This is a genomic window from Planococcus liqunii, assembly GCF_030413595.1.
Lineage (GTDB): Bacteria > Bacillota > Bacilli > Bacillales_A > Planococcaceae > Planococcus > Planococcus liqunii.
This window is the reverse complement of the sequence record NZ_CP129238.1, coordinates 496,797-518,987: the sequence shown is the minus strand read 5'-3', so window position 1 is coordinate 518,987 and position 22,191 is coordinate 496,797. Positions and strand designations below refer to the sequence as shown.

Genomic DNA, 22,191 nt, shown 5'->3' with positions numbered 1-22,191 from the left:
AAAGGCAGTTTCGTGATTTAAAGCAGTGCCGCTATATCACACTATCTGTACATAGCTTATATCTTGCCTACGAACAGGAGGAATTGAGATGAGTAAAGTCGCGAATTTGCAAAAAGAGTCCATGGTCATGTTGAAAGAAACAAGCCGGACTTTTTTCATCCCAATCAATTTTTTAGAACCGACATTGAAAAAAACCGTTGCTTCCGCATACCTTTGCATGCGCGCAATCGACGAAATTGAAGACCATCCCGAAATGGATGACGACATCAAACGGCATTTGCTGCTGACTATCAGTGAAATGCTTCAAACTGATTTCGACCGTGACCGCTATCAGGAACTGATTCGCCCATATCTACATATTTTGCCTCCTGTAACTCAGCGCCTTGCTGACTGGATCAGCGTCTGTCCTGAGGAAATTGTCGGCAAAATCAACCAATCGACCGCTATTATGGCAGGCGGCATGGCCAAGTGGGTAGAGAAAAAATGGGTCATCCACACAAAAGAAGAGCTGGATGACTACACTTACTATGTTGCGGGCCTTGTCGGTACGATGTTGTCCGATTTATGGAAATGGCACGACGGCACGGAAACTGATCCGGAGCTTGCCATTGCTTTCGGGCGCGGGTTGCAGGCTGTTAACATGCTGCGGAACTACGATGAAGATCTTGAACGCGGTGTTACCTTTGTGCCAGACGGCTGGAACCGCGATGATATGTTTAATTACGCCAATAATAATTTGGCCCAAGCAGACCTGTACGTTAAATCCATTAAAAACAAACGCATTTTGATGTTCTGCAAAGTACCGCTCGCACTTGCCCACAGTACGTTGAAAGCGTTGAAATCGGGCAAAGAAAAAATGACCCGCAAAGAGGTTGAAGGCATTGTGGAACAACTGAAGCAAGAAGAAAAAATCGATTAGGCTGTAAAACATCCAACTCTATGTTGGATGTTTTTATTTTCCATATTTTTAAGATTTATTAACTTGATGAAGCGGTCTCTTTCCTTCTTCCTTTCGCCCAAATAGTCTATACTGGTTGTACAGATCTTTTTAATGAATGAGGGAGAACCATGACTGCATCAATCTTAAGTATCCTCACTGCCGCAACGCTTATACTTAATATTTTCCTCGCCGCAGCGCTTGTTTTTCTAGAGCGCCGCGACGCTACTTCTACTTGGGCCTGGATTCTGGTCTTATTTTTCATTCCCATTTTCGGTTTCTTTATCTACCTGCTGTTAGGTAGACGCCTTCGAAAAAAAACGCTCTTCAAATGGGAAGGCCGGGAACGTGTCGGAATTGAAAATTTAATTGCCCACCAGATGAACGACCTTCATGACAACGAATTTCCGTTTAAAGATCCCCAAGTCCAAAATTATCAGGACCTGGTCTATTTGCATTTAAGAAATAACGGCGCTGTATTGACCCAGGATAACGCTGTCCAGGTATTTAATGACGGCCGTGCAAAATTTGATGCATTGATCCAGGATATCGAACAAGCAAAACACCACATACATATCCAATACTATATTTTCCGGCTGGACCAGCTTGGCAATCGGATTATGGATGCTTTGACCGCCAAAGCGAAAGAAGGCGTTAAAGTGCGCTTACTATACGATGATATGGGTTCCCGCCGGATCAGCAAAAGACATTTCAAAGAATTTATCCGGGCAGGCGGAGAAGTGGAAACTTTTTTCCCTTCTATTTTGCCTATCATCAACCCTCGCTTGAACTACCGGAACCACCGAAAAATTGTCGTCATTGATGGCCGAGTAGGCTATATCGGCGGCTTCAATGTGGGAGACGAATACCTGGGCCTAAGCCGGAAATTCGGTTACTGGCGGGACACGCATCTGCGCTTGGAAGGAAGTGCCTTGCACCCGCTGCAAACACGCTTCATCCTGGATTGGAACCAGGCATCCGCAAGAAATGACATTGAATACGACGAAGTCTTCTTTCCGGCACTCCCTAAAAAAGGAGATACGGCTATGCAGATCGTTTCAAGCGGACCTGATGAAGAATGGGAGCAGATAAAAGACGGCTATATAAAAATGATTAATATGGCGGAGGAGTACATCTATATCCAAACGCCTTACTTTATTCCGGATCCCAGCTTTTACGACGCGGTGCGAATCGCGGCGTTGTCAGGAATTGATGTGCGCATCATGATTCCGAACAAACCGGACCATCCATTTGTCTACTGGGCGACCTATTCCTATGCCGGCCAAATGCTGCGAGCGGGTGCCCGCGTATTTATCTACGACAATGGCTTTCTTCACACAAAAATGATTGTCGTGGATGACAAAGTTTCTACGGTCGGCACGGCCAACATTGATGTGCGCAGCTTTAAGCTGAATTTTGAAGTGAATGCTTTTATTTATGACCATAAGGTTTCCAGTGAACTGGCTGATTTGTTTTATCAGGACATGGAGCTTTCGGAAGAGCTGACACTTGGCCTGTACTATGCGCGAACAAGAATGATCAAAACAAAAGAATCGATTGCCCGACTGCTGTCGCCGATTCTCTAAACTTTAAAAAAGATCGTCTCCCGGAGGAGACGATCTTTTAATTTACCCCCAGGTATTCTTCCAAGGTGATTCCCTTGGAATGAATATCAGCGGCCACTTTTTTTCCAACATAACGGTAATGCCAGGATTCGTGCATATAGCCTGTAATTTTTTCTGCGCCTTTTGGATAACGGAGGATGAATCCGTAATTATGGGCATTGTCCTTCAGCCATATTCCGCCTTTGGTATCGCCAAACGAAGACGAAGCCCAATGCTGCTCCTGCCCGGATTCGCCGATATCGAAAGCGAGTCCCGTTTGATGCTCAGAATACCCCGGCCGTGCACTGTAACGGTCAGCGGCTTGCTGGCCGTCTTTTGCTACATAGCCTGCATACAATTCTTTTTGGCGGCCAAAATCACGGTATGTGCTGAAAGCCGTTAAATCGATGCCGGCCTTTAATGCATCCGCCCGCAATGATTCAAATGCGCTTCTTGCCTCTTTCACTTCACCGGGTGCATAAGTCGCAGGCAGCGGATGCTGCTTGTTGGCCAATAAAACACCGGATATAATCGTCGGCTTTGAAGGCAGCGCTAAGTCTTCCGGGTATTGGGTGGCATCCAGCTTATCGCCAGAAGCCGGCTTCTGTTCTGCAGCTTTTTCTTCAGCCGCTTTTTTTTCCGCCGCCTCTTTGGCTGCCTGTTCTTCGGCAGCTTTCTTATCGGCTGCCTCTTTCGCTGCTTTCTCTTTTGCCGCTTGTTCTTCTGCGGCTTTCTCTTTTGCTGCCTGTTCTTCCGCAGCTTTCTCTTTTGCTGCCTGTTCTTCCGCAGCTTTCTCTTTCGCCGCTTGTTCTTCTGCAACTTTCTCTTCCGGTTTTTCTTCCGAAGTCGCCGGTTGCTGGCTTTGGGACGGGGCTGTTGCACTATTCACCGGATCTGTGTTTTTTTCCTGATTATAGAGCCAGAATACTGCAATTAACACGACCAAAGCTGCTGCCGCGATTGATGCCCACTTTATATAGGTTTTTTTGTTTTTTTGATTGATTGGAGAGCGTGATTTCATTATGTGCCTTCTTTCTGTCTAATTCCTTCTTATTCTACCATTTCTTCCAGCGGATTTCTCCCCTAACCATTGGACATTCGATATACTGAAATTAGAAGTTTAATGGAATATGAGGTTATCGATTATGAACAATCAAAAATGGCTTTCACTTAACTTTTTTGCTTTCTTTTTCACTTGGGGCGTATTCCTGCCGTACTGGACTGGCTGGCTCACCAACGAAAAAGGATTGAGTGTTTCAGCTGCAAGCATCATTCTAGGCGCTGGTATGGTTGCCCGGGCCCTTTCCACTTTTTTATTTTTTCCTTTGCTGACTCGTATCCTATCGCTTGGAAAACTTATGCAGCTGCTGGCTATCGCTTCTGTAATCATTATGGCTCTATACATACCGGCAAATTCCTATGTACTGCTCTTTGCCATTACATTCTTTTTTAATATGGTTTACCCGAACATTCTTCCGGGAATGGAAAGCGGGGCTACCGTATTGATGCAGACGGAACGGATCCATTACGGCAAAAGCCGTTCGTATGGTTCGCTCGGATACACAATTGCGCTATTGATTGTGGGAGGCGCTACGGCACTTTGGCAGGAAGGGGCCATCTTATGGGTAATGCTGGCTGGGCTCATTTTTATGGCCATCACCTTATCTGCGACATCCCCTCCCCAATTACAAATCAAACCAAAACCAAAAAGCCTCGACAGCAAATATGCTGCCAGACAATTGCTCAAATCCAAATCCTTTATGACGCTGCTATTGGTGGCAACGCTGCTCCAAGGGGCGCATGCTGCTTATTACAATTTTGGATTTCTGTATCTTCAGGATACAGGCGTCAGCAGCTTTTATATCGGATTCATCTTGAATATCGCCATCTTGTTTGAAATTCTCTTTTTTGCAAAAGCGGATCATGTTTTCAGGAACTGGACGGTATCCTCGATGTTTTTGCTGGCCGGTGCCGGTTCTACTTTGCGCTGGATTCTGGTTTTTCTCTTCCCATCCGTTTGGGTATTCATCTTATCGCAGGCGCTTCATGCTTTGTCGTTCGGCGTAGCTCACTTTGCCTTTATTCAATACATTTCACAAAAACTTGCACCTAGCCAGATGCCAGCAGCCCAAGGCATGTATGCCGCATTTGCTATGAGCCTAAGTGTTGCTCTTTTGACGATTCCCGGCGGCTTCCTATATGAAGTTTCCCCCGGCCTTTCGTTCCTTGGCATGATCAGCTTTTCGTTGCCGGCTATCATCGTCGTGTTAGCGACCCGAAAAAAGTTTCATTATTAATATTCCGACCCCCAAAAGTCCTGAAAAATGTACGAATATCTATGTATATACCAATACAAGGAGCTGGGCAATTTGAAACAAATCTCAGAAAAAGACATCCTAATTCTCATGCGCCAATTGGATGTTTTGCTGGAAGAGCGCCAAAAAGAAAAATTCAAATATACCAAACAAACATCCGCTGTGTGAAAACAGCATTAAACTAATAAAAAACAGCACAAGCCTTAGGCCTGTGCTGTTTTTTCGCGCTTTATATAAGAACCATTGCCAGTACCACTACAAATAATACCGCAAAGATAATGGCCATTCCGAGCATCCATTTTGCTTCCCGGTCCATTCCCCGTTCCTTCATCTGACGGTAACGGAAACTATTGGTGCACACAAAAAGCAAAGTCATAAACAAGACGGCGACCTCAAGATTCCCCATGATCAGAAAAACAAGTGACGCTACACTAAGTGCTGCAATCGCCAATCCTTGGATCAGTTTGTTGTTCAATAAATTCATCTCCAAAAAAAGAAAGCCGGCAGATTTGCCGGCCATTCTTTGTTATTTTTTCTCTTCTACAGATTCCAAAGCCACTTCCGGGTGGTTCGAGTAGAATTTCCGGCCAATGAATGTTTGGATGATCAATAAGATACCGCCGACTGCCCAGTAAACAGGCAAAGCTGCCATCGAACTGAACGATACAAACATAATCATGATCGGTGAAATGTAGATGAACAGCTTCATTTGTTTCTGCTGCTGTTCAGGCATTGTCCATAATGATACACGTGCCTGGAAGAAATAAACCGCTCCGGCAATAAGTGTCATCAGGATATCCGGTGAACCAAGAGTAAACCATAGGAATTCATGGTCTTTTACATAATCTGGTGCATACAGAATGGCAAAGTACAGTCCCATGATAATCGGCATTTGGATGACAACTGGCAAACAGCCCATGTTCAACGGGTTCACGTCATGCTTTTTGTAAAGCCCCATCATTTCCTGCTGGATTTTCATCTGCTCTTCTTTGTCTTTTGTTTCTTTTAAACGTTTTTGAATATCTTCCATTTCCGGGCGCAATTTATCCATTTTCACTTTCATGCCTTGTTGGCGCTTGTACGTGCGCAGCATAAACGGCATCAAGATAAGACGGATCACTACTGTAATCGCTACAATCGCTAAACCATAGCTTCCTCCAAATAAGTCCCCTAAATAAATCAATGAGCTGGCAAATGGTCTTACAAAAATACTATAGAAAAACCCTTCTTGGTTCTCTACTGACGAACAGCCGCTCAATACAAGAACTGCAACTGTCAGCAAGGACAGCAATATCATTTTCTTTTTCACTTTAGTCACCTTCACCTTTTTCAACTATAAAGAAGTATACCTATAAGACGCATAAAATTCAATCAGACACTCCAGAAGCATCTATTTTCTTGCCAGTTGTGACAAAAATACGGCTGCAACTTGACCCCCGCCTGCCAAAGGGCAAGAAAAAAAGGAGAATTGCTTCTCCTTATTTCGCGTTCGGCAAATTATAGCGGAAGTACGGAATATGCTGGCTGTCCCGGAATTGTTTCGGTGTGACAGTCGTATATTTCTTGAAAATCCGTGTGAAATAACTTTGGTTGCAAAAATGAAATTGCTTGGAAATATCTGAAATCCCTTTGTCCGAATGGCGCAGGTAGTACTGGGATTCTTCCACTCGCCGAACATTCAAATATTCTACAAGCGTTATACCGGCATGTTCTCTGAAGATGCGGGACAAATGGCTTGTGGAAATATTGAAATGTTTTGCGATATCTTCCACTGATAGGTCGCGTTCCACCTCATCATTAATAAACATCACAACTTTGTTGACCGTTTGGTGGCCAAAAGAAGGCTGTTTGCGCTCCGAAATAATCGATGTAAAGAACTCGATCAGTTCATCTGCTACGTAGAGAAACTCTGAATCGTTCATGTGTTTTTCCACTAATTCTACACAAGCTACATTAAAAGCGAACGCTTTCTTTGGTGGAACCCGCATTTCAAATAATTTACGCGCCATCACTGATGACAATACAATATAGTAGTTGCGTACTTGCCGGATGGTTTCTTTTCCAGAACGAACAGCAATCAAATCAATCAAGACTCTCAGTGTCTGTTTTGCACGTTCTTTTTCCAAGTGATTGATTTCATAAATCAATTGAGTTTCGATTTCGTAAAACTTTTCTACCCCTTCGAATTGGCTCAACGTCTCGCTTTCATTCATGAAAATCTTGGAAATGGTTTCTTGAATCGTAGGCACTGCGATAATATTCATGTTTTCCCCGTCTTTCTTTGTACAGATTTTGCAGCCGTTAGTTTTACTATATACTGAAATTGATTAGAATAACATAGTTTTTACCATATATTTTAAATTTTTTTGTCATAAACAGTAAGAATTTTTTACCTAAGTCCTTATAAAAAGGAAGTAAATTCCCTAAAACTATACTATATATAACGTATTACTGTTAAAAAGGTTTCACAAAAACTATGTAATTGCCATTTTTTATAAAACAAATTTAAAACCGGCCATCTGAAAATGGCCGGCCATTTTACATTTTTCATTTTATAGTAAACAGTGAAAGCTAAGCGGCGCTTGTGTTTCTTTAAACTTCTAACTCTTTTTTGTCCGGTGGAACTAAGGCACGGATATGGCGGGGCAGTACTTCAATCACGAATGGAGTAGCACAGCCTTCGTCCCCATCAATATTACAGAACATTGGTTCATTTGTCCCGATTGAAACCTTTGTCGTGTGGATTACTTCCACTGCCGGGTCTTTTTCCAGCTTCCCGATCAACATCGCCCCTGCAATTCGGACAAAAGCAGGCAAAGCCGCATTTTTTACAATGTAGACATGCAATAGTCCATCATCGGTCAATGCTTCAGGAGCCAGTTTTTCAAAACCGCCCACTGAATTGGTCAACGCTACCAATACCAGCTTGGCATCGCCTTCCCAATATCCGTGGTCATGTTCCACGGTGAAATATTCTTCGGCATCTGATGTAATAGCTTTAACTCCCTCAATAAAATATGCCAAAGCCCCGAGCCTTGTTTTCTGTTCCGGAGATACTTCATAAGTGGACTCTGCAATTTGGCCAAGCGCCAAAATGTTCATAAAGTACTGCTTGCCGACTTTGGCGATATCCACCCATTTCTCTGTCCCTTTTTTTAACGCTTCGATTGCTTCAGGCGGATCCAGCGAAATGCCAAGCGCCCGTGCAAAGTCGTTCACCGTTCCAAGAGGGATGAGGGAAAAGAGCGGCTGATGCGGCTGCTCAGCGAGTCCGGACACCGCTTCATTGATCGTGCCATCCCCTCCCATGGCTACCACAAAGTCATACTGCTGTTCCGCTGCTTCCCGTGCAAAGTGGGTGGCATCCCCTTGCTTTTCTGTGGCTCTTGTATCGACGGTATATCCCATGGATTCCAGCGTAAAGATGACTTGTTCCCGATAATCGGAAGCTTTCTCTTTTCCTGAAGACGGGTTTAAGATGAACATGGCTTTTTTCATGTAGGTACCTCCGGTGCTATAATGTGGTCATACTTCCTTTTACCCTTCTTTAGGGGGATACTAATCCATGAAGATTTTATTTTTGAAAGTGGGGGCCTTTTGTGCGTTTTTTTATATTGATCATCATTTTCTTCACTTTCTTTGACCTCTTTGCCCAATTGCCGATTATGAGCCCATTTGCGGTTTCACTCGGCGCGACGCCTTTCTTGGCGGGCCTGGCAGTAGGAATGTACTCTTTATCGAATATCATCGGGAATATCTTATCCGGCATTTTTTCTGATAAAAAAGGGCCCTATGCTATTTTGGTGGCCGGTCTCGTAGCCAGCGGCATTTTGCTGTTTACCTATGCGTGGGCAGAGGGCCCGTATAGCCTTCTAGCAGTTCGATTTTTCCATGGACTGGCAGCAGGTTTGACAGTCCCCGCCGCTTTTACCTATATGGCCAACTCGGCCAATAAGAAAAAGCGCGGCAAAAGCGCAGCGGTATCCGGCGCATTCGTCGGGCTTGCTGCCATTATCGGCCCTGCATTCGGCGCCATTTATGCAAGCCGTACGAGCACACCGGAAATGATGGCTTTGACGGGAATGCTTCTATTGGCATTGGGAATCGTCGCTTTTTTCCTTCTAAAAAAACAAAAGGTCTCTGCCCAAACAGCTGCTGCAGAAGCCAGGTCTCCTGTTATATGGAACCGCGGTTTGCTCATTGCTTTTTCAGGAGCTTTTTTCCTGATGTTTTCCCAAGGCGTGCTGGCGTACATGCTGCCTTTAAAAGTGGAAGGATTGAACTACCCTTCTGAAATGAGCGGCTTGCTGCTGAGTACATTTGGCATTTCAGCGATTCTGGTATTTCTGCTGCCCATAAATCGGATTTTCGATAACATCGCTCCGATTCGAACGCTCATTTTCGGATTTTCCGTAATGGGAGCTTCCCTGTTTCTATTGAGCACCGTTTCTGCTGTACCTTGGATGTATGCCACTATGTGCCTCTACGGAATCGGATTTGCCTTTTTATTTCCTTCCATCAACTCGCTGTTGATCGATTCAACCCAAAGCCATTTCCGTGGAAAAGCCTACGGTTACTTTTATGCATTTTTTTCATTGGGAGTAGTAGGGGGATCCAGTTTTACAGGCGCCCTCAAGTTAAATCCAAATGAAGGGTTTATGGTGAGTGGAGGATTATTGCTCATTGCCGCGGCGCTGATTTTGCTGGCAAAAGAAAAATAATGGGCAGCAAAAAGGATGGTTCGAAAACCATCCTTTTTTTATAGATTATCTGTATTGATCCGTTGTTCTGGTGCAAGCGAATCGGTGTTCTCCGCTTTCTCCCAGCTTGTATCGTTTGATGATAGTTTGGTATTTGAGTCTTTGTCTTGTGCATTTTCGTTGTAGTACTGGACACCAGGCTTTGTCGCCTCGGTTACTTTTTCATCTTCACGTGAATCGGTTGTGTTCAATACTGCCTCTGATTTATTGAGTTTGTCCAGGTTTTGCGATTCCATAAATGAATTCACCTTCGTTTTCGCATTGTTAAAAGCGACGGTCGCTTTTTCACGATTTTCCGGTTTCTTGAAATACGAGTAAGCTCCAGCTGCCAATCCTGCAATCAGTAATCCTCTGCCTCTTGCCATCCCATTCACTCCTTTGTATTTTCTACCTTTTTTGTATATACCCGCTTTCCTATAAAATATACACATCATGGCCTTACATTTTATTTTTTGTGAATTTCATGTCGACATGTGGAATGCCATCTTCATCATAGGCATCGGAAATTGGCAGAAAGCCAAATGATTCATAGAAATTTTGGAGATATACTTGTCCTTGAAGTTGAATTTCATTCGCCTGCCACTCTGCTACAATGTAATCCATCGCTTTTGTGATTAATTCCTTCGCTAAACCGCGGCTTCTGGCGGAAGGATGGACAATCACCCGGCCAATTGAAGGCAGTTCATATTTAATCCCTGCCGGAACAAGTCTCGCATACGCCAATGTCTGGCCGTTTTCGGTGTACGCTAAGTGGACGGATCCCTGGTCCAATCCATCCAGTTCCGGATACGGGCAGTTTTGTTCCACTACAAACACATCCACACGCAACTTTAAAAAATCATACAACTTACTCGCTGTCAGCTCATCAAAATGATAGGTCTCCCAGTTCAAAGCATATCTCCTCCTTTTTCTTTCATTATTCCACATCATTGGCTATTCGGGTGATTTTTTGTTATCATTACGTAAAGAATTTTAGAGGTGATCACATTGATTCGCGCAGGCACGATTGAAGATATAGCATCTGTCCAGGAAATAGCTTATGTCAGCTGGCATGACACGTACGAAGGCATTATCCCCTCCCCCGTCCAAAAAAGTTTTTTAGATAAATCCTACTCAACTTCCATGATGGAAATGCGAATAAATAGGACCATTGTGCTTTTGGCCATGCACGAAAATGAACCGATCGGTTTTGCCAACTTCACTAAACTGGATGAGGACGGCGATGCGGAATTGATCGCCATTTATTTGAAACCTCAATACCAGCGCAGCGGATATGGCAAGCAGCTGTTGAACAGCGGCCTTTCCTATCTAATAGAAGGGTCACAGTTATTCGTCTATGTAGAAAGCGAAAATACAAAAGGCCGGAATTTTTATGAGGCGAACGGCTTTGAGTTTGTTGAGGAATTTGAAGAATTATTTGAAGGACATCCTTTGCGGACCGCCAAATATGTATACGACTTAAAAACACCTGCTTTGTAAAAAGCAGGTGTTTTTTGATTCCTATAAAGGTCTGCGCGGTGTGTCATCGCTGTCTTTACGCAGGCGTTCGTCTGCACGGCGTTTTAAATCTTCGCGCTGGACCAGGTCTTCTTTTGAAAGCTGTTCTTCTGTCTGGCGTACTTGGCGCTCTCTTTGAAGCTGTTCTTCTTTTTCGCGCAGCTCGTTTTCTTTTTCACGAAGGCGCTGTTCTTCACGGTGAAGAGCCTGGTTGTCATCACGCAGCCGCTCGTTTTCGTGGCGAGTTGCGCTGTTTCTGTCATCGTCCCGAAGCCCTCTGTTATCATCACGGATGTCTCTGTCGTTGTTGCGCGGTTTGCGGACAAAGCACATGATGGCGGCAATATAGAACAAAATTGAAGTCAGAGACAAAATCCCTGCAAACAGTCCGGCGATAATAAAGAAAATGCCGGCCAACTTCGGATTGCGGTTTCTTCCAAGGCGGGCAACTGCCAGCAGCGCAAAGAGTGTACTAATTGCCAGCAACGCAACAATAATCCATCCTACCACTCCAAAACTTGCCATTACTCCGTCAACAATCATCTGGACTTGTTCCGGGCTGGAAGACATGGTTGGATCATTCATCATCTCGTCTTCCAAGTATTGGCGGAATTCCGCACTATTTTGTACACTGCCAAAGCTCAAAATGGAAAAGATAAGTAGTGCAATCGTTAAAAGGTTAAAAACAATTCCAATAATGCCCAGCGCCTTTTCCGCGCCTCTGCTTACATCGCGTTGATTGTCCATCCAAATCACCTCTTTCATAAATTTCTCCTATTGAGATGCCTCGTTTGCAAAGGAGATTTTGTTTTCATCTATTCAATTCCCTTAAAAAGGTCAACAAAACCTGTTTAATACTATGAGCAACGGGTAATTTATTAATATCAAACATTTGAAAGGGGTTCTACAAAATGGAAAATAAGTTAATCTTTAACCAAGCAGACTTTATGTATGGCGTTGGCGGAGCTTCAATTTTAACAGCAATTGTGTTCTTTATGACAGCCCTATGATGCGGAGGAAAAAAATGAACAGTTACATACTCTCGACATAGAAAAGCAATCCACTATCAGAAAATAGAGGATTGCTTTTTTGGTTGCTTTTATTTTTATACTTTTACGTCGTCGTATTCTTTGTAACGATCGAAAGCCACAACTGCGTAAGAACAGACAGGCTCCATTTTGTATTGGTTTTCCCGTGCGTAATCAGCAGCTTTATCTAATAATTTCTTGGCAATCCCCTGATTTCTCATCGATTCATCCACAAAAGTGTGTTCAATAATCATCACGTTCGCCATTTGCGTCCATGTAATTTCCGCTTTTAAGGTTCCGCCTTCTTCCAGACGGTAAGCAAACTCATCCTGCCCAAGTTCAATTAAATCAAAATTCATATCCGTTCCTCCTCCTCATTACTTGTTAATGGAAAGCGGCCGCAGCGATGCCTCAATTTGCTCGCGTTTCGGTTCTAAAAAAGGCGGCAAAGCCAATTTTTCGCCTAGGCTGTCCATTGGTTCATCTGTTGCAAAGCCCGGCTTATCAGTAGACAGTTCGAACAAAATGCCATTCGGTTCGCGGAAATAGATAGCTTTAAAGTAGTAACGGTCCACTTCCCCGGACGTCATAAAGCCGTTCGAACGCAAGTATTCGTTCCATTTACTGTACTCTTCGTAAGTTTTAACGCGGAAAGCGACGTGGTGGACGCTACCTCTTCCTGGACGTTCCGGCGGCAGGTCTGTGCGCTCCTCTAAATGTACTTCGCCAGCAGGGCCGCCTTTTCCTGTTGAAAACACCAAAATATCTGCCATGCCTTCAATTTTTGATGGATAGGAACCAATTTGTTCAAATCCCATTATGTCTGTCAACACTCTGGCGGTCTTGTCATTTTTGCGTACAGTCAGCCTCACATGCCCGAGCCCAACAATTGCAAACTCTTCCGGCACGCCCGCTTTTGTCCAGGGAATGCCAGGCTCAATGCCTGAGCCGTCGTCTACTACAAGCATCAGCCGAGAGCCCTCAAAGTCCTGAAAAGTTAAAGCCAAACGACCAAAGATTTCCTCAGGCTCGCCATGCGGAACGCCAAATTCTTCAAAGCGCTCGATCCAATACGGTATGGCTTCTTTGCTTAGTATTCGAAATGCGGTATTGCTGATGCTGGAAACTCCCGGGTATGTCCGGCCAGCCATCGGAATATCAAAATACGTCATATCTGTCCCCGGTGTGCCGATTGCATCTGCATAAAACAAATGATAGGACGAAGTGGAGTCCTGGTTGACACTTTTCTTTACAAGGCGCATGCCTAAAATCCGGGTGAAAAAATCATGGTTTTTATCTGCGTTGGCGGTAATCGCCGATACGTGGTGAATGCCTTCTAGTTTCATGTGAGTGCCTCCCTTTAAATTATCTTGAATTCGAGATATTAACTTTATCATAGCATGTTCTTTTTGGGAGCGCAAGAAACTGAAACTGAAAGAATAAGAGGCCCTCCTCTTTTGTATTGGCATAAAAAAACAGGTAAACCCACATTCCTGGGTTCACCTGTTTTTTGTCATCAGCTCACTAAGCCGCGGATTCCGTCGATCAGTTTGTTGAAAAAGTTTTTAACGCTTTGCCAAAAACCTTCGTCGTTAACGACTGTGCCGATTTTGTCTTCGATTGTTTTGCTCAAGTCTTCAAGCTGTGTCGACCATTTTGAAAAATCAATATCAAGCTTGCGGATGCGGTCCATCAAGTCGATCAATAATTGACGGTCTTCCGGGCTCAATTCAATTTGCAGTTTGGTCAATTGTTCTTCCACAATTTTTTGGACTTCTTCTTTTGTTGCCGGATCTTGTTCAGCGATCTGTTTTTTGATTTCCGTTAACAGTTCGCTTACTTTCGCATCTTCTACACCGCTGTCCGCAATTTCAGTCGCAACGGACAATTCATCGTTGGCTACATCCGTGCGCTCAGGATCCAGCTGCTCTCCGTTCACTTCATAAGCTTTGTAAATGCCGACCAGCGCCGAATGGCCCGTTACCGGTTTCGGTGCTGCCACTTCCACTGTTGCGTCTTCGATTCCCGCTGTCAGCATGGCATTGGCGTACATTTCGTTTGTTACTTGCGTAATATTGTCAGGCGTCACAATTTCAATGACCAGCCCTGCCCCTGCATCTTTGCGGGTAATTTTTGCTGAAGAATACATGCGGGCTCTTGAATCGCCGTCTTTAATATAAGTGATCAGGTCCTGGCCCGTCACTTCGATTTCTTCGACTTCAGCTTCTCCGGCTACGTCCAGCTCTTTCGCGACGCTTTCTTTTTCAGCATCGGATAAGTTGCCGCCGTATACCACGATTGGCAAACCGAATTTCTCATTTATCCCTACATTCGCTGAACCGGCCTGCGGCAGCATAAATGCCAATGCGAAAGTTAAAGTAATTCCTGTAATCAATTTTTTCATAGTTTCTTGCTCCCTTCCTCAAATTAATACGCTTTTAATTTGAAAAGGTTGCATTAACCGATCAGTTTTGTCCAGCCTTCTTCTTGGACGATGCGCCGTTCTTTGTACAACCGGCCAAGCGCACGCTTAAATGCCGCTTTGCTCATGCCGAAGATTTCCTGGATTTCGTCCGGTGTGGATTTGTCCGTAAACGGCATTTGGCCGCCTGATTCATTCAAATAGCTCAAAATCATTTCGGCGTCGTCTGATAAGCGCTCCTGTTTCCGCGGCAACAAAGACCCATTTAATGTGCGGTCTTCTTTCACGCCGATAATGCGGACCGTTTTTTCTTCCCCAAGGCGCGGTTCTTCTGTACGTTCTGTTTCGTGTACGAAAATCCGGTACATTTCCGGAACTGACAGCATAAACGAGCCGACCGGCAGCAATCGGTAAGCCCGTGCTTTCAAGTCTTTGTTGAACACTTCTTCCGGAGCAGGAATGCTGAGCTCCTGTACTTTTTCTTCGGTTGCCAAACGCCCGTATAAATCACCGTAGCGGTCTGTGCGCAGCGTCATGAAAATATGGTCGCCCTGATTTGGCCACAATTCTTCAAATTGCGGAAGATCCGCTGGAAGGACATATACTTCTCGGGTGGTGCCGATATCGACAACCAAGCCTTCCCGCGACGATACTTTCAGCACTTTCGCCCAGCCGTAGATGCTCGGCAAAATATGCGGAATCATCGGAGTTGCCGATATTCCGCCTTGGCGGTTGCGGTATAAAAAGACTTCTATAACTTCACCGACTTCTTGTCCTTCTTCCAATTCAGATGCGTTCATCAATACTTCGTCGCCTGAACCGTCCGATAAAACCCATTGTGAACTTGACCGGTCTAAAATGCGTAATGTTGTTTTTACTCCTGGGTGCAATGCCATCATGCAGCCTCCTTCAATTAACTCTCTTTTTGTTCGTTCTTTAATTTTTCCAGTTTCATTAGTAAATCCGGGTTTTCTTCCAGCATCTGAACCAAATCCGCGATGCGGTTAATGGAATTCCAGCTTAAGTGGTGCTCGATGCCTTCCACGTCTTTGTAGATGAGGTCTTCATCAACGCCGATCAATCGAAGAAATTGCTCCAGTAAATCATGCCGTTTCAACAAACGTTTCCCCAGCTTCTGCCCTCGAGGTGTCAGGACAAGCCCGCGGTAGCGCTCATAAATCAGATACCCGTCTTTATCCAGCTTTTGCACCATCTTCGTAACTGAAGAAGGCAGCACGGATAAAGCTTCCGCAATATCTGACACACGTGCATATCCTTTTTGTTCAATTAATGAATAAATGATTTCAATATGGTCTTCCATACTTGGAGTAGGCAAAGTCGGTTCCTCCCTAACGTAACTCTTTTAAGTTTACTATACCCCAACCTCTGAAACAACTTGCCTCCAGGCCCCTTCAGACAGTTCCAATATTCTGGATGTTTGGCGGAAATTATTTAGGGGTAGTTATTACTATCTGGACGGAAAGGATAGGTGAGGAACATGGGACGTATACTTTGGATTATTTTAGCAGTCATTATTGTTATTTGGTTAGTTGGATTTTTAATGGACGTCGCTGGCGGATTGATTCACATCCTTTTGATTATCGCGGCTATCATCTTAGTTATTAACTTAATTTCTGGAAGAAAAGGCGTATAGCCAACTACCAATAAATAAGCCGGGGACACCTTGTCCCCGGCCTTTTTATTCCGCTTCAACGGGCAGTAAAAGCCCAATTGGATCAACTAACAAGCAGTGGGGATGTAATAATCCCACTGCTTGTTAGTTTCTCTTTATTGTTTTATTTTTGCATAGACACAAGTGTCGCGCAGTTTGTTGTCAATTCGTGAAATCGAATCGTTGCGCAAAATGCCTTCCAGTTCAAAGTTCAGGCGTTCGGCAACTGCACGGCTCCGCACATTTTCCGGATCGCACCGAATTTCCACACGGTTCGCCCCCAGTTCTTCAAAAGCAAAGCGTGCGATGCGTTCTACGGCTTCCGTCACGAACCCTTTCCCTTCAAAACGATGGTCTACCCAGTATCCGATTTCAAACTTCCGGACTTCCCAGTCGATGCGGTGCAAACCGGAAGATCCGATGAACTCTCCTGTTTCTTTTGAAAAGAAATGCAGTCTTAAATCTTTGCGCAGCTTAAAATCCGCTTCCGACTCCACCAAATTAGATTCAATTTCCGCAAGCACCGGTTTTTTCTGGGCAAATGGCATCCACGGGCGCAGCGACTCCATTGAACGCAGGATCGCTTCGTAAATGTGGCCGGCATCTTCCCTTCTTGGAGAACGGATTAACAAGCGTTTGGAGTCGAATTCATCCGGAAAATCAAAAAGCACCGGGTTGAAATTCGACTTTTTCTCATTCAGGAATTCATCGTCCCAATGGACAGGCGTAATTACACCTGCTTCCCAGTCTTCCCGTGTCATGCCATAAGTCACCGCATCGTAATAGCGGTTTTCTCTTGGCGAAAACCACGTCTGGCGTATGTGGGCTTCTTTGACAAAACCTGTACGTTCAAATGCTTTGCGCATCGCGAAATTGTCGTGGCGCGTATTGCCTTCCAGCCGAATTTTCTTTTCCGGCAGCGAAAAGACGAAATCCGCAATCATTTTCAATGCTTTCGGCCCGTATCCTTTGCCTCGGTACGGATCGGCAATCCGTAAATCGAAAAGCGGAATGTCATCCTGCAGATCAAAAATCTTCACGACTCCTACTTGTTCGCCTTCATCATTTTCAATCCAAAACGTTCGGACTTGATCCGATTTATAGCCGCCTTCTTCAATCGTCTTTTCAATCAAAGCACGGACCGGATGCTCCTGGCCATGGAATGGCCAGGAATTGTTTGTCATAAATTCAATGAGCTGTTCCTGTTCTTCCATCGTCCACTCTGTCAACTTCAATCCCATATCCCCCAAGCTATTGCTTACTTTTGTATTTTCACAAGCCGCAAGGCATTCATGATGACCAACAGCGTAGCGCCCATGTCTGCGAATATGGCAATCCACAGCGTCAACCAGCCTGGAATAATCAAAAGCAACGCGATAATTTTTAAACCTAACGCGAAAACAATGTTTTCTTTTATTATACGCAAAGTTTTTCGGCTGAGTCGAATTGTATAAGGAAGTTTTTCCAAATCATCAGCCATCAAGGCGATGTCCGCCGTTTCAAGCGCTGCATCGGTTCCTGCACCGCCCATGGCAATGCCGATTGAGGAAGCTGCAAGCGCCGGTGCATCGTTGACGCCGTCTCCAACCATCGCCACACGGCCATACTCTTTTTGAAGGTCTTTAATGGCAGACAATTTGTCTTCCGGCATGAGCCCGGCCCGCACATCTTTCACGCCGATTTGCGAAGCAATGGCGCGCGCCGTCACCGGGTGGTCTCCCGTCAGCATGACGGTTTCTTCGATGCCCATCGCTTTCAGCTTGTGAATGATTTCCGGGCTTTCTGTCCGAATGGCGTCCGCCACCGCAACCGCTCCGATCAATTCCATTTCTGAAAAGACGGCCATGACCGATTTGCCGCTTTCCTGCAACTTCCGGTAGGCTTCCGGAACCGAAAAACCAAATTCTTCGGCCCAGCTCAGGCTCCCTACATAGATGCGCAGGCCATTGATGACAGCATGAGCCCCTTTGCCAGTTACCGAACTGAAATTGGCATAAGGGTAAACTGACTCCGCTTTAAGTGTAATGGCACGGGCTAAGGGATGCTGCGACATCGCTTCGACTGAAGCTGCGATTTTCAGCGCTTCTTCTTTTGTGTAGCCGGATTCTGCATAGACGTCCGTCACTTCCGGATAGCCTTTTGTCAGTGTCCCGGTTTTATCAAAAGCGATGGCGTTGATGCGTCCCGTTTCTTCCAAGTGGATGCCGCCTTTAATCAAAACGCCTTGGCGCGCCGCATTGCCGATTGCGGTAACAATGGCCACCGGTGTCGATACGACCAATGCACACGGACAGCCTACCACAAGCACTGCAAGGCCTTGGTAAACCCATAGTTCCCAGTTGCCGGTTACAAAACCGGGCACCAAGGCTACCAGGAAGGCTATAGCAATGATGGCCGGGGTGTAATATTTCGCGAACCGGTCAACAAATTTTTGCGATGGTGCTTTCTCGGCCTGGGCTTCTTCAACAAGGTGAATAATTTTGGCAATGGTGGTATCTTCCACCCGTTTTGTAACGGTGACTTCAAGTGCCCCTTCTTCGTTGAGCGTTCCGGCAAATACTTCATCGCCCGCTTCTTTTGAGGCCGGAATCGACTCTCCGGTAATCGCCGCCTGGTTAACAGAACTTGCCCCTCTTAAAACCGTCCCGTCCATGGCGATTTTCTGCCCCGGTTTTACGATCAGGATATCCCCAATGCGGATTTCTTCCGTATCGAGCTCCATCAATTCCCCTTGGCGCTGAATCAGCGCGCGCGCCGGCGCCAAATCCATCAAGCCGCGGATCGACTGGCGCGCTTTGTTCATCGAAAAAGATTCCAGCGCTTCACTGACCGCAAACAAGAACACGACGACAGCGCCTTCCCGCCACTCCCCAATAATGACTGCGCCTATAATCGCGATGGTCATCAAGGTTTTCATATCAAATTGAAGTTTTGATAAATTTTGCAGCCCTGTCCAAAACATTCCGTAGCCGCCGACCAAAATTGAACCGCCGAACAAGGCAATCGCCAACGGATCATTTTCTGCGGTCTGAAAAGACACAATGACCCCTGCAATCAGCAAGAGAAGCGAAATCATCGTTTCAATCGATTGGCGCCGCTTATAAAACGGCACGTGTTCGACCTTTTCCTTTTCGGGAAATACCCGAATGTGGTCGAATGCCCCCGCTTTTTCCAATTCTTCAATGGAGACATTGCCATCGACCGTCAGTTTGGATGCGCCAAAATTCAAATTTACATGGTTGATGTCCGGCAGTTCCCGTACATTCTTTTCGAATTTGGCCGCACAGCTCGTACACGATAAATTTTCAAGACGGTATGTCTTTTGCATCCCGTTCACCTTCTTTCGCATGTTCATGGGCAATGGTCACCAGCTGATAAACATGGCTGTCAGACAACGAATAATAAACTTGCTTGCCCTTGCGCACCGATTTGGCGAGCCCCCGCTCTTTCAAATAACGCAGATGATGGGAAGCCGTCGCTGTGGAAGAACCAATGACCGCTGCAATGTCGCATACACACATTTCTTCTTCAATCGTCAACGCATATGCGATATTCAAACGGGTTTCGTCCGCAAGCGCTTTAAACAAACTTGCCACTCCCGTTAAATCCGCCATATGGTGTTGGACGTTTTCCACCACATCCGGATGCACTTTTGTTACTTCGCAAAGTTCTCTCATCAAATCATTCCCACTTTCATTCAAACGTATATTTGATTGTTACCTTCAGTATAAATGTTCAGTTAATTATAGTCAAACGCAGATTTGAATGTTCATCGTATTTACACCGTTGTTATTAAATGCTAAAGTTTTAGCTATTGTTAACACCATGGGACTTCTCTGAGAGTGGGAAGTCAAAAGAAAAGCGCAGGCGGCCATGTAGCCCCGACAAGCGCTGGAGGGCTTGAGGAAATGGTGCTCTCTGCCATTTCCCGAAAGACCGAAGCGACCTCGAGGGGCTGGCCGCCGGAGCTGGACAAGAAGAAAAGCGGAAGTCTGACACTAAAAAAACAAAAGGAAGTGGAATTTTTTGAATACCTTATCATATAAAGAGCAGTGGTTCGGCAATATCCGCGGAGACATTCTTTCCGGCATTGTCGTAGCACTGGCACTAATACCGGAAGCGATTGCGTTTTCCATCATCGCAGGAGTCGATCCGATGGTCGGCTTATACGCTTCGTTTTCTATCGCAGTCATTATTGCTTTTGTCGGAGGGCGTCCTGCCATGATTTCAGCGGCAACCGGCGCTATGGCACTTGCCATGGTGACGCTTGTCCGTGATCACGGGCTTGATTACCTTCTGGCAGCTACAATCTTGACGGGCGTTTTGCAAGTCCTTTTCGGCGTCTTGAAAATCGCCCGTTTTATGAAATTCATTCCAAATGCGGTCATGATCGGCTTTGTCAATTCGCTGGCCATCCTGATTTTCATAGCGCAGGTCCCGTTCATTTTCGGCGTAAACGCCATGACCTATGTATTTGTTGGGGTGACGCTTGCCATTGTTTACATTCTCCCACGGTTCTTTACGGCCATTCCGGCGCCGCTGATTGCCATTTTGGTGTTATCCGGCGTGGTCATGTATACCGGCATCGACATGCAGAATGTCGGGAGCCTCGGCACGATTTCCCAAACCTTGCCCAGCTTTTTCATCCCGGATGTGCCGTTCAATTTCGAGACTTTGCAAATCATTTTCCCAACGGCTCTCGCCTTGTCGATCATCGGCCTGCTGGAGTCGCTGTTGACGGCTTCCATTCTCGACGACGCCACTCAAACGGATTCCGATAAAAATCAGGAAGCCCGCGGCCAAGGCATCGCCAATTTTGTTACCGGATTTTTCGGCGGCATGGCGGGCTGTGCGATGATCGGCCAGTCCGGCATCAATGTCCGTTCCGGCGGACGCGGACGTTTGTCGACTTTTGTGGCGGGTGCGGTGCTGATGTTTTTGATCATCGTCCTCGGCGAATGGGTCGTCCAGATTCCGATGCCTGTTCTCGCCGGCATCATGGTGATGGTCTGCATCGGCACATTCGATTGGGGTTCGTTCAAGTATTTGGTGGCCGCTCCGAAATCCGATGCCATCGTTATGCTTTTGACCGTCGTTGTCGTCGTCTATACCCATGATTTATCAAAAGGCGTATTTGCCGGCGTGATTTTAAGCGCTGTCCTGTTTGCCGCTAAAATTTCCAAAGTGGAAGTCCGCAAAAAAGGAATGGATGCGGGCGCGTCGAATATTTATACCATACATGGCCAATTATTCTTTGCGTCCACACAGGATTTTGTTTCTGCTTTCGACCGCGTCGAACCGGCGGACCACATTGTCCTTGATTTCTCGGATGCCAACGTTTGGGATGAGTCAGGCGTCGGCGCCATCGACCGCGTAATGGGCCGGCTGCAGGCAAAAGCGCACACCGTCGAAATTACCGGCCTCAACGCATCGAGCCGAAAACTCGTCAATACACTTGCCACATATGGAAGCAACGGCGGAAATTCAAGCCAACATTAAGGGGGAACCTAGAATGTATCAAAAGATTCTAGTTGCAGCGGACGGATCCGACCACTCAAAACGCGCAGCACAGGAAGCTGTAAAAATGGCCAAGGCAAACCCGGATGCTGTCGTGACGCTGCTGTACGTCATTGATTACGAAAAAGGCCGAACGGAAGTCCTTCACGGGCAAAGCAGCGAAGAAGTCCATTTGGAACGCCGCAAGCATTTAGTGCCGCTTGAAGAAATTTTCCGTTCCGCCGGAGTGGCTTTTGAAACCAAAACCTTGCACGGGATACCGGGGCCAACGATCGTGAAGCACGCCAACGAAGCCGGCTACGACATTGTTTTTATTGGCAGCCGCGGTTTGAACTCGCTGCAGGAAATGGTGCTCGGCAGCGTCAGCCATAAGGTGGCTAAACGCGTTCAGGCACCTGTTATCATTGTGAAATAAGAAAAGCGAAAGCGGCTTGAGACG

24 protein-coding genes are annotated in these 22,191 nt (G+C 45.8%); 8 read left to right on the top strand and 16 right to left on the bottom strand.

Features of this window, described 5'->3' with window-relative positions; all coding sequences use genetic code 11:
- Nucleotides 1-88: 88 nt before the first annotated feature.
- On the top strand, nucleotides 89-919 hold the full coding sequence (locus QWY22_RS02715; protein WP_300982895.1) for a squalene/phytoene synthase family protein: 831 nt from the start codon (nucleotides 89-91) through the stop codon (nucleotides 917-919).
- Between the two features lie 149 nt (nucleotides 920-1,068).
- Complete coding sequence (cls, locus tag QWY22_RS02710; RefSeq protein WP_300982894.1) at nucleotides 1,069-2,523, top strand: cardiolipin synthase; 1,455 nt, start codon at nucleotides 1,069-1,071, stop codon at nucleotides 2,521-2,523.
- Between the two features lie 37 nt (nucleotides 2,524-2,560).
- On the opposite strand, the gene QWY22_RS02705 is transcribed toward cls, so the two are convergent.
- Nucleotides 2,561-3,562, bottom strand: a complete 1,002-nt coding sequence (locus tag QWY22_RS02705) for a M15 family metallopeptidase (RefSeq protein ID WP_300982892.1) — start codon at nucleotides 3,560-3,562, stop codon at nucleotides 2,561-2,563.
- A gap of 124 nt (nucleotides 3,563-3,686) precedes the next feature.
- Here QWY22_RS02705 and QWY22_RS02700 point away from each other — a divergent pair, with 124 nt between their 5' ends.
- Complete coding sequence (locus QWY22_RS02700; RefSeq protein WP_300982891.1) at nucleotides 3,687-4,838, top strand: 3-phenylpropionate MFS transporter; 1,152 nt, start codon at nucleotides 3,687-3,689, stop codon at nucleotides 4,836-4,838.
- Nucleotides 4,839-5,085: 247 nt separating this feature from the next.
- Here QWY22_RS02700 and QWY22_RS02695 read toward each other — a convergent pair whose 3' ends face one another.
- The 4 genes from QWY22_RS02695 to QWY22_RS02680 all read right to left on the bottom strand — a co-directional run bounded on the left by QWY22_RS02695 (nucleotide 5,086) and on the right by QWY22_RS02680 (nucleotide 8,354).
- Nucleotides 5,086-5,340 (bottom strand): hypothetical protein, encoded by a 255-nt coding sequence (locus QWY22_RS02695; protein WP_300984315.1) that lies wholly within the window; start codon nucleotides 5,338-5,340, stop codon nucleotides 5,086-5,088.
- 42 nt (nucleotides 5,341-5,382) lie between these two features.
- Nucleotides 5,383-6,165 (bottom strand): membrane protein insertase YidC, encoded by a 783-nt coding sequence (yidC, locus tag QWY22_RS02690; RefSeq protein ID WP_036807466.1) that lies wholly within the window; start codon nucleotides 6,163-6,165, stop codon nucleotides 5,383-5,385.
- 169 nt (nucleotides 6,166-6,334) lie between these two features.
- Complete coding sequence (locus QWY22_RS02685) at nucleotides 6,335-7,120, bottom strand: helix-turn-helix domain-containing protein (protein ID WP_224075630.1); 786 nt, start codon at nucleotides 7,118-7,120, stop codon at nucleotides 6,335-6,337.
- Nucleotides 7,121-7,448: 328 nt separating this feature from the next.
- Nucleotides 7,449-8,354 carry a diacylglycerol/lipid kinase family protein gene (locus QWY22_RS02680; protein ID WP_300982890.1) on the bottom strand — a complete coding sequence of 302 codons (906 nt, stop codon included), beginning with the start codon at nucleotides 8,352-8,354 and terminating at the stop codon, nucleotides 7,449-7,451.
- A gap of 101 nt (nucleotides 8,355-8,455) precedes the next feature.
- Between QWY22_RS02680 and QWY22_RS02675 the strand changes: the two genes are divergently transcribed.
- The gene (locus QWY22_RS02675; RefSeq protein ID WP_300982889.1) at nucleotides 8,456-9,577 is read left to right on the top strand and encodes an MFS transporter; all 1,122 of its coding nucleotides are present in this window, start codon (nucleotides 8,456-8,458) and stop codon (nucleotides 9,575-9,577) included.
- 38 nt (nucleotides 9,578-9,615) lie between these two features.
- Here the strand turns inward: QWY22_RS02675 and QWY22_RS02670 are convergent, their stop codons facing one another.
- Nucleotides 9,616-9,981: a YbyB family protein gene (locus QWY22_RS02670; RefSeq protein ID WP_300982888.1), complete on the bottom strand. Its 366-nt coding sequence runs from the start codon at nucleotides 9,979-9,981 to the stop codon at nucleotides 9,616-9,618.
- A 73-nt stretch (nucleotides 9,982-10,054) separates the two neighbouring features.
- A complete protein-coding gene (locus tag QWY22_RS02665) occupies nucleotides 10,055-10,507 on the bottom strand; it encodes a GNAT family N-acetyltransferase (protein ID WP_300982887.1) in 453 nt (150 codons plus the stop codon).
- 96 nt (nucleotides 10,508-10,603) lie between these two features.
- Between QWY22_RS02665 and QWY22_RS02660 the strand changes: the two genes are divergently transcribed.
- Entirely contained in the window at nucleotides 10,604-11,095 is a 492-nt protein-coding gene (locus tag QWY22_RS02660; protein ID WP_300984314.1) for a GNAT family N-acetyltransferase, read from the top strand.
- A gap of 21 nt (nucleotides 11,096-11,116) precedes the next feature.
- Here the strand turns inward: QWY22_RS02660 and QWY22_RS02655 are convergent, their stop codons facing one another.
- From QWY22_RS02655 to mntR, 6 genes are all read right to left on the bottom strand, one after another.
- Nucleotides 11,117-11,860: a DUF4064 domain-containing protein gene (locus tag QWY22_RS02655; RefSeq protein ID WP_300982886.1), complete on the bottom strand. Its 744-nt coding sequence runs from the start codon at nucleotides 11,858-11,860 to the stop codon at nucleotides 11,117-11,119.
- 358 nt (nucleotides 11,861-12,218) lie between these two features.
- Entirely contained in the window at nucleotides 12,219-12,500 is a 282-nt protein-coding gene (locus tag QWY22_RS02650; RefSeq protein ID WP_036807491.1) for a GNAT family N-acetyltransferase, read from the bottom strand.
- An 18-nt stretch (nucleotides 12,501-12,518) separates the two neighbouring features.
- A complete protein-coding gene (locus QWY22_RS02645; protein ID WP_300982885.1) occupies nucleotides 12,519-13,487 on the bottom strand; it encodes a ring-cleaving dioxygenase in 969 nt (322 codons plus the stop codon).
- A 170-nt stretch (nucleotides 13,488-13,657) separates the two neighbouring features.
- Nucleotides 13,658-14,545, bottom strand: coding sequence for a DUF1002 domain-containing protein (locus QWY22_RS02640; RefSeq protein ID WP_407072351.1), 888 nt, complete (start codon nucleotides 14,543-14,545; stop codon nucleotides 13,658-13,660).
- 53 nt (nucleotides 14,546-14,598) lie between these two features.
- A complete protein-coding gene (locus QWY22_RS02635; protein WP_300982884.1) occupies nucleotides 14,599-15,459 on the bottom strand; it encodes a CvfB family protein in 861 nt (286 codons plus the stop codon).
- Nucleotides 15,460-15,476: 17 nt separating this feature from the next.
- Entirely contained in the window at nucleotides 15,477-15,899 is a 423-nt protein-coding gene (gene mntR, locus QWY22_RS02630; RefSeq protein ID WP_036807501.1) for a transcriptional regulator MntR, read from the bottom strand.
- 162 nt (nucleotides 15,900-16,061) lie between these two features.
- Here mntR and QWY22_RS02625 point away from each other — a divergent pair, with 162 nt between their 5' ends.
- Complete coding sequence (locus tag QWY22_RS02625; RefSeq protein ID WP_115650567.1) at nucleotides 16,062-16,217, top strand: lmo0937 family membrane protein; 156 nt, start codon at nucleotides 16,062-16,064, stop codon at nucleotides 16,215-16,217.
- 134 nt (nucleotides 16,218-16,351) lie between these two features.
- On the opposite strand, the gene QWY22_RS02620 is transcribed toward QWY22_RS02625, so the two are convergent.
- Genes QWY22_RS02620 through QWY22_RS02610 form a run of 3 tightly spaced genes read right to left on the bottom strand, consistent with a single transcriptional unit; the run spans nucleotide 16,352 to nucleotide 19,912 of the window.
- Nucleotides 16,352-17,470: a GNAT family N-acetyltransferase gene (locus QWY22_RS02620; RefSeq protein WP_300982883.1), complete on the bottom strand. Its 1,119-nt coding sequence runs from the start codon at nucleotides 17,468-17,470 to the stop codon at nucleotides 16,352-16,354.
- A gap of 23 nt (nucleotides 17,471-17,493) precedes the next feature.
- Nucleotides 17,494-19,563, bottom strand: coding sequence for a heavy metal translocating P-type ATPase (locus QWY22_RS02615; protein WP_300982882.1), 2,070 nt, complete (start codon nucleotides 19,561-19,563; stop codon nucleotides 17,494-17,496).
- Nucleotides 19,541-19,912 (bottom strand): ArsR/SmtB family transcription factor, encoded by a 372-nt coding sequence (locus QWY22_RS02610; protein WP_300984312.1) that lies wholly within the window; start codon nucleotides 19,910-19,912, stop codon nucleotides 19,541-19,543. Before QWY22_RS02610 ends, QWY22_RS02615 begins: the two co-directional genes overlap by 23 nt.
- Before the next feature lie 349 nt (nucleotides 19,913-20,261).
- On the opposite strand from QWY22_RS02610, the gene QWY22_RS02605 reads away from it, so the two are divergent.
- Nucleotides 20,262-21,734 carry a SulP family inorganic anion transporter gene (locus QWY22_RS02605; RefSeq protein ID WP_300982881.1) on the top strand — a complete coding sequence of 491 codons (1,473 nt, stop codon included), beginning with the start codon at nucleotides 20,262-20,264 and terminating at the stop codon, nucleotides 21,732-21,734.
- A 13-nt stretch (nucleotides 21,735-21,747) separates the two neighbouring features.
- Nucleotides 21,748-22,167, top strand: coding sequence for a universal stress protein (locus tag QWY22_RS02600; protein WP_036807518.1), 420 nt, complete (start codon nucleotides 21,748-21,750; stop codon nucleotides 22,165-22,167).
- The last annotated feature ends 24 nt before the right edge of the window (nucleotides 22,168-22,191 follow it).

Coding starts and splice junctions, on each gene's coding strand:
- QWY22_RS02715 (WP_300982895.1), top strand. CDS start 89: ATGAGTAAAGTCGCGAATTTGCAAAAAGAGTCCATGGTCATGTTGAAA.
- cls (WP_300982894.1), top strand. CDS start 1,069: ATGACTGCATCAATCTTAAGTATCCTCACTGCCGCAACGCTTATACTT.
- QWY22_RS02705 (WP_300982892.1), bottom strand. CDS start 3,562: ATGAAATCACGCTCTCCAATCAATCAAAAAAACAAAAAAACCTATATA.
- QWY22_RS02700 (WP_300982891.1), top strand. CDS start 3,687: ATGAACAATCAAAAATGGCTTTCACTTAACTTTTTTGCTTTCTTTTTC.
- QWY22_RS02695 (WP_300984315.1), bottom strand. CDS start 5,340: ATGAATTTATTGAACAACAAACTGATCCAAGGATTGGCGATTGCAGCA.
- QWY22_RS02685 (WP_224075630.1), bottom strand. CDS start 7,120: ATGAATATTATCGCAGTGCCTACGATTCAAGAAACCATTTCCAAGATT.
- QWY22_RS02680 (WP_300982890.1), bottom strand. CDS start 8,354: ATGAAAAAAGCCATGTTCATCTTAAACCCGTCTTCAGGAAAAGAGAAA.
- QWY22_RS02670 (WP_300982888.1), bottom strand. CDS start 9,981: ATGGCAAGAGGCAGAGGATTACTGATTGCAGGATTGGCAGCTGGAGCT.
- QWY22_RS02655 (WP_300982886.1), bottom strand. CDS start 11,860: ATGGACAATCAACGCGATGTAAGCAGAGGCGCGGAAAAGGCGCTGGGC.
- QWY22_RS02650 (WP_036807491.1), bottom strand. CDS start 12,500: ATGAATTTTGATTTAATTGAACTTGGGCAGGATGAGTTTGCTTACCGT.
- QWY22_RS02645 (WP_300982885.1), bottom strand. CDS start 13,487: ATGAAACTAGAAGGCATTCACCACGTATCGGCGATTACCGCCAACGCA.
- QWY22_RS02640 (WP_407072351.1), bottom strand. CDS start 14,545: ATGAAAAAATTGATTACAGGAATTACTTTAACTTTCGCATTGGCATTT.
- QWY22_RS02635 (WP_300982884.1), bottom strand. CDS start 15,459: ATGGCATTGCACCCAGGAGTAAAAACAACATTACGCATTTTAGACCGG.
- QWY22_RS02625 (WP_115650567.1), top strand. CDS start 16,062: ATGGGACGTATACTTTGGATTATTTTAGCAGTCATTATTGTTATTTGG.
- QWY22_RS02615 (WP_300982882.1), bottom strand. CDS start 19,563: ATGCAAAAGACATACCGTCTTGAAAATTTATCGTGTACGAGCTGTGCG.
- QWY22_RS02610 (WP_300984312.1), bottom strand. CDS start 19,912: ATGAGAGAACTTTGCGAAGTAACAAAAGTGCATCCGGATGTGGTGGAA.
- QWY22_RS02600 (WP_036807518.1), top strand. CDS start 21,748: ATGTATCAAAAGATTCTAGTTGCAGCGGACGGATCCGACCACTCAAAA.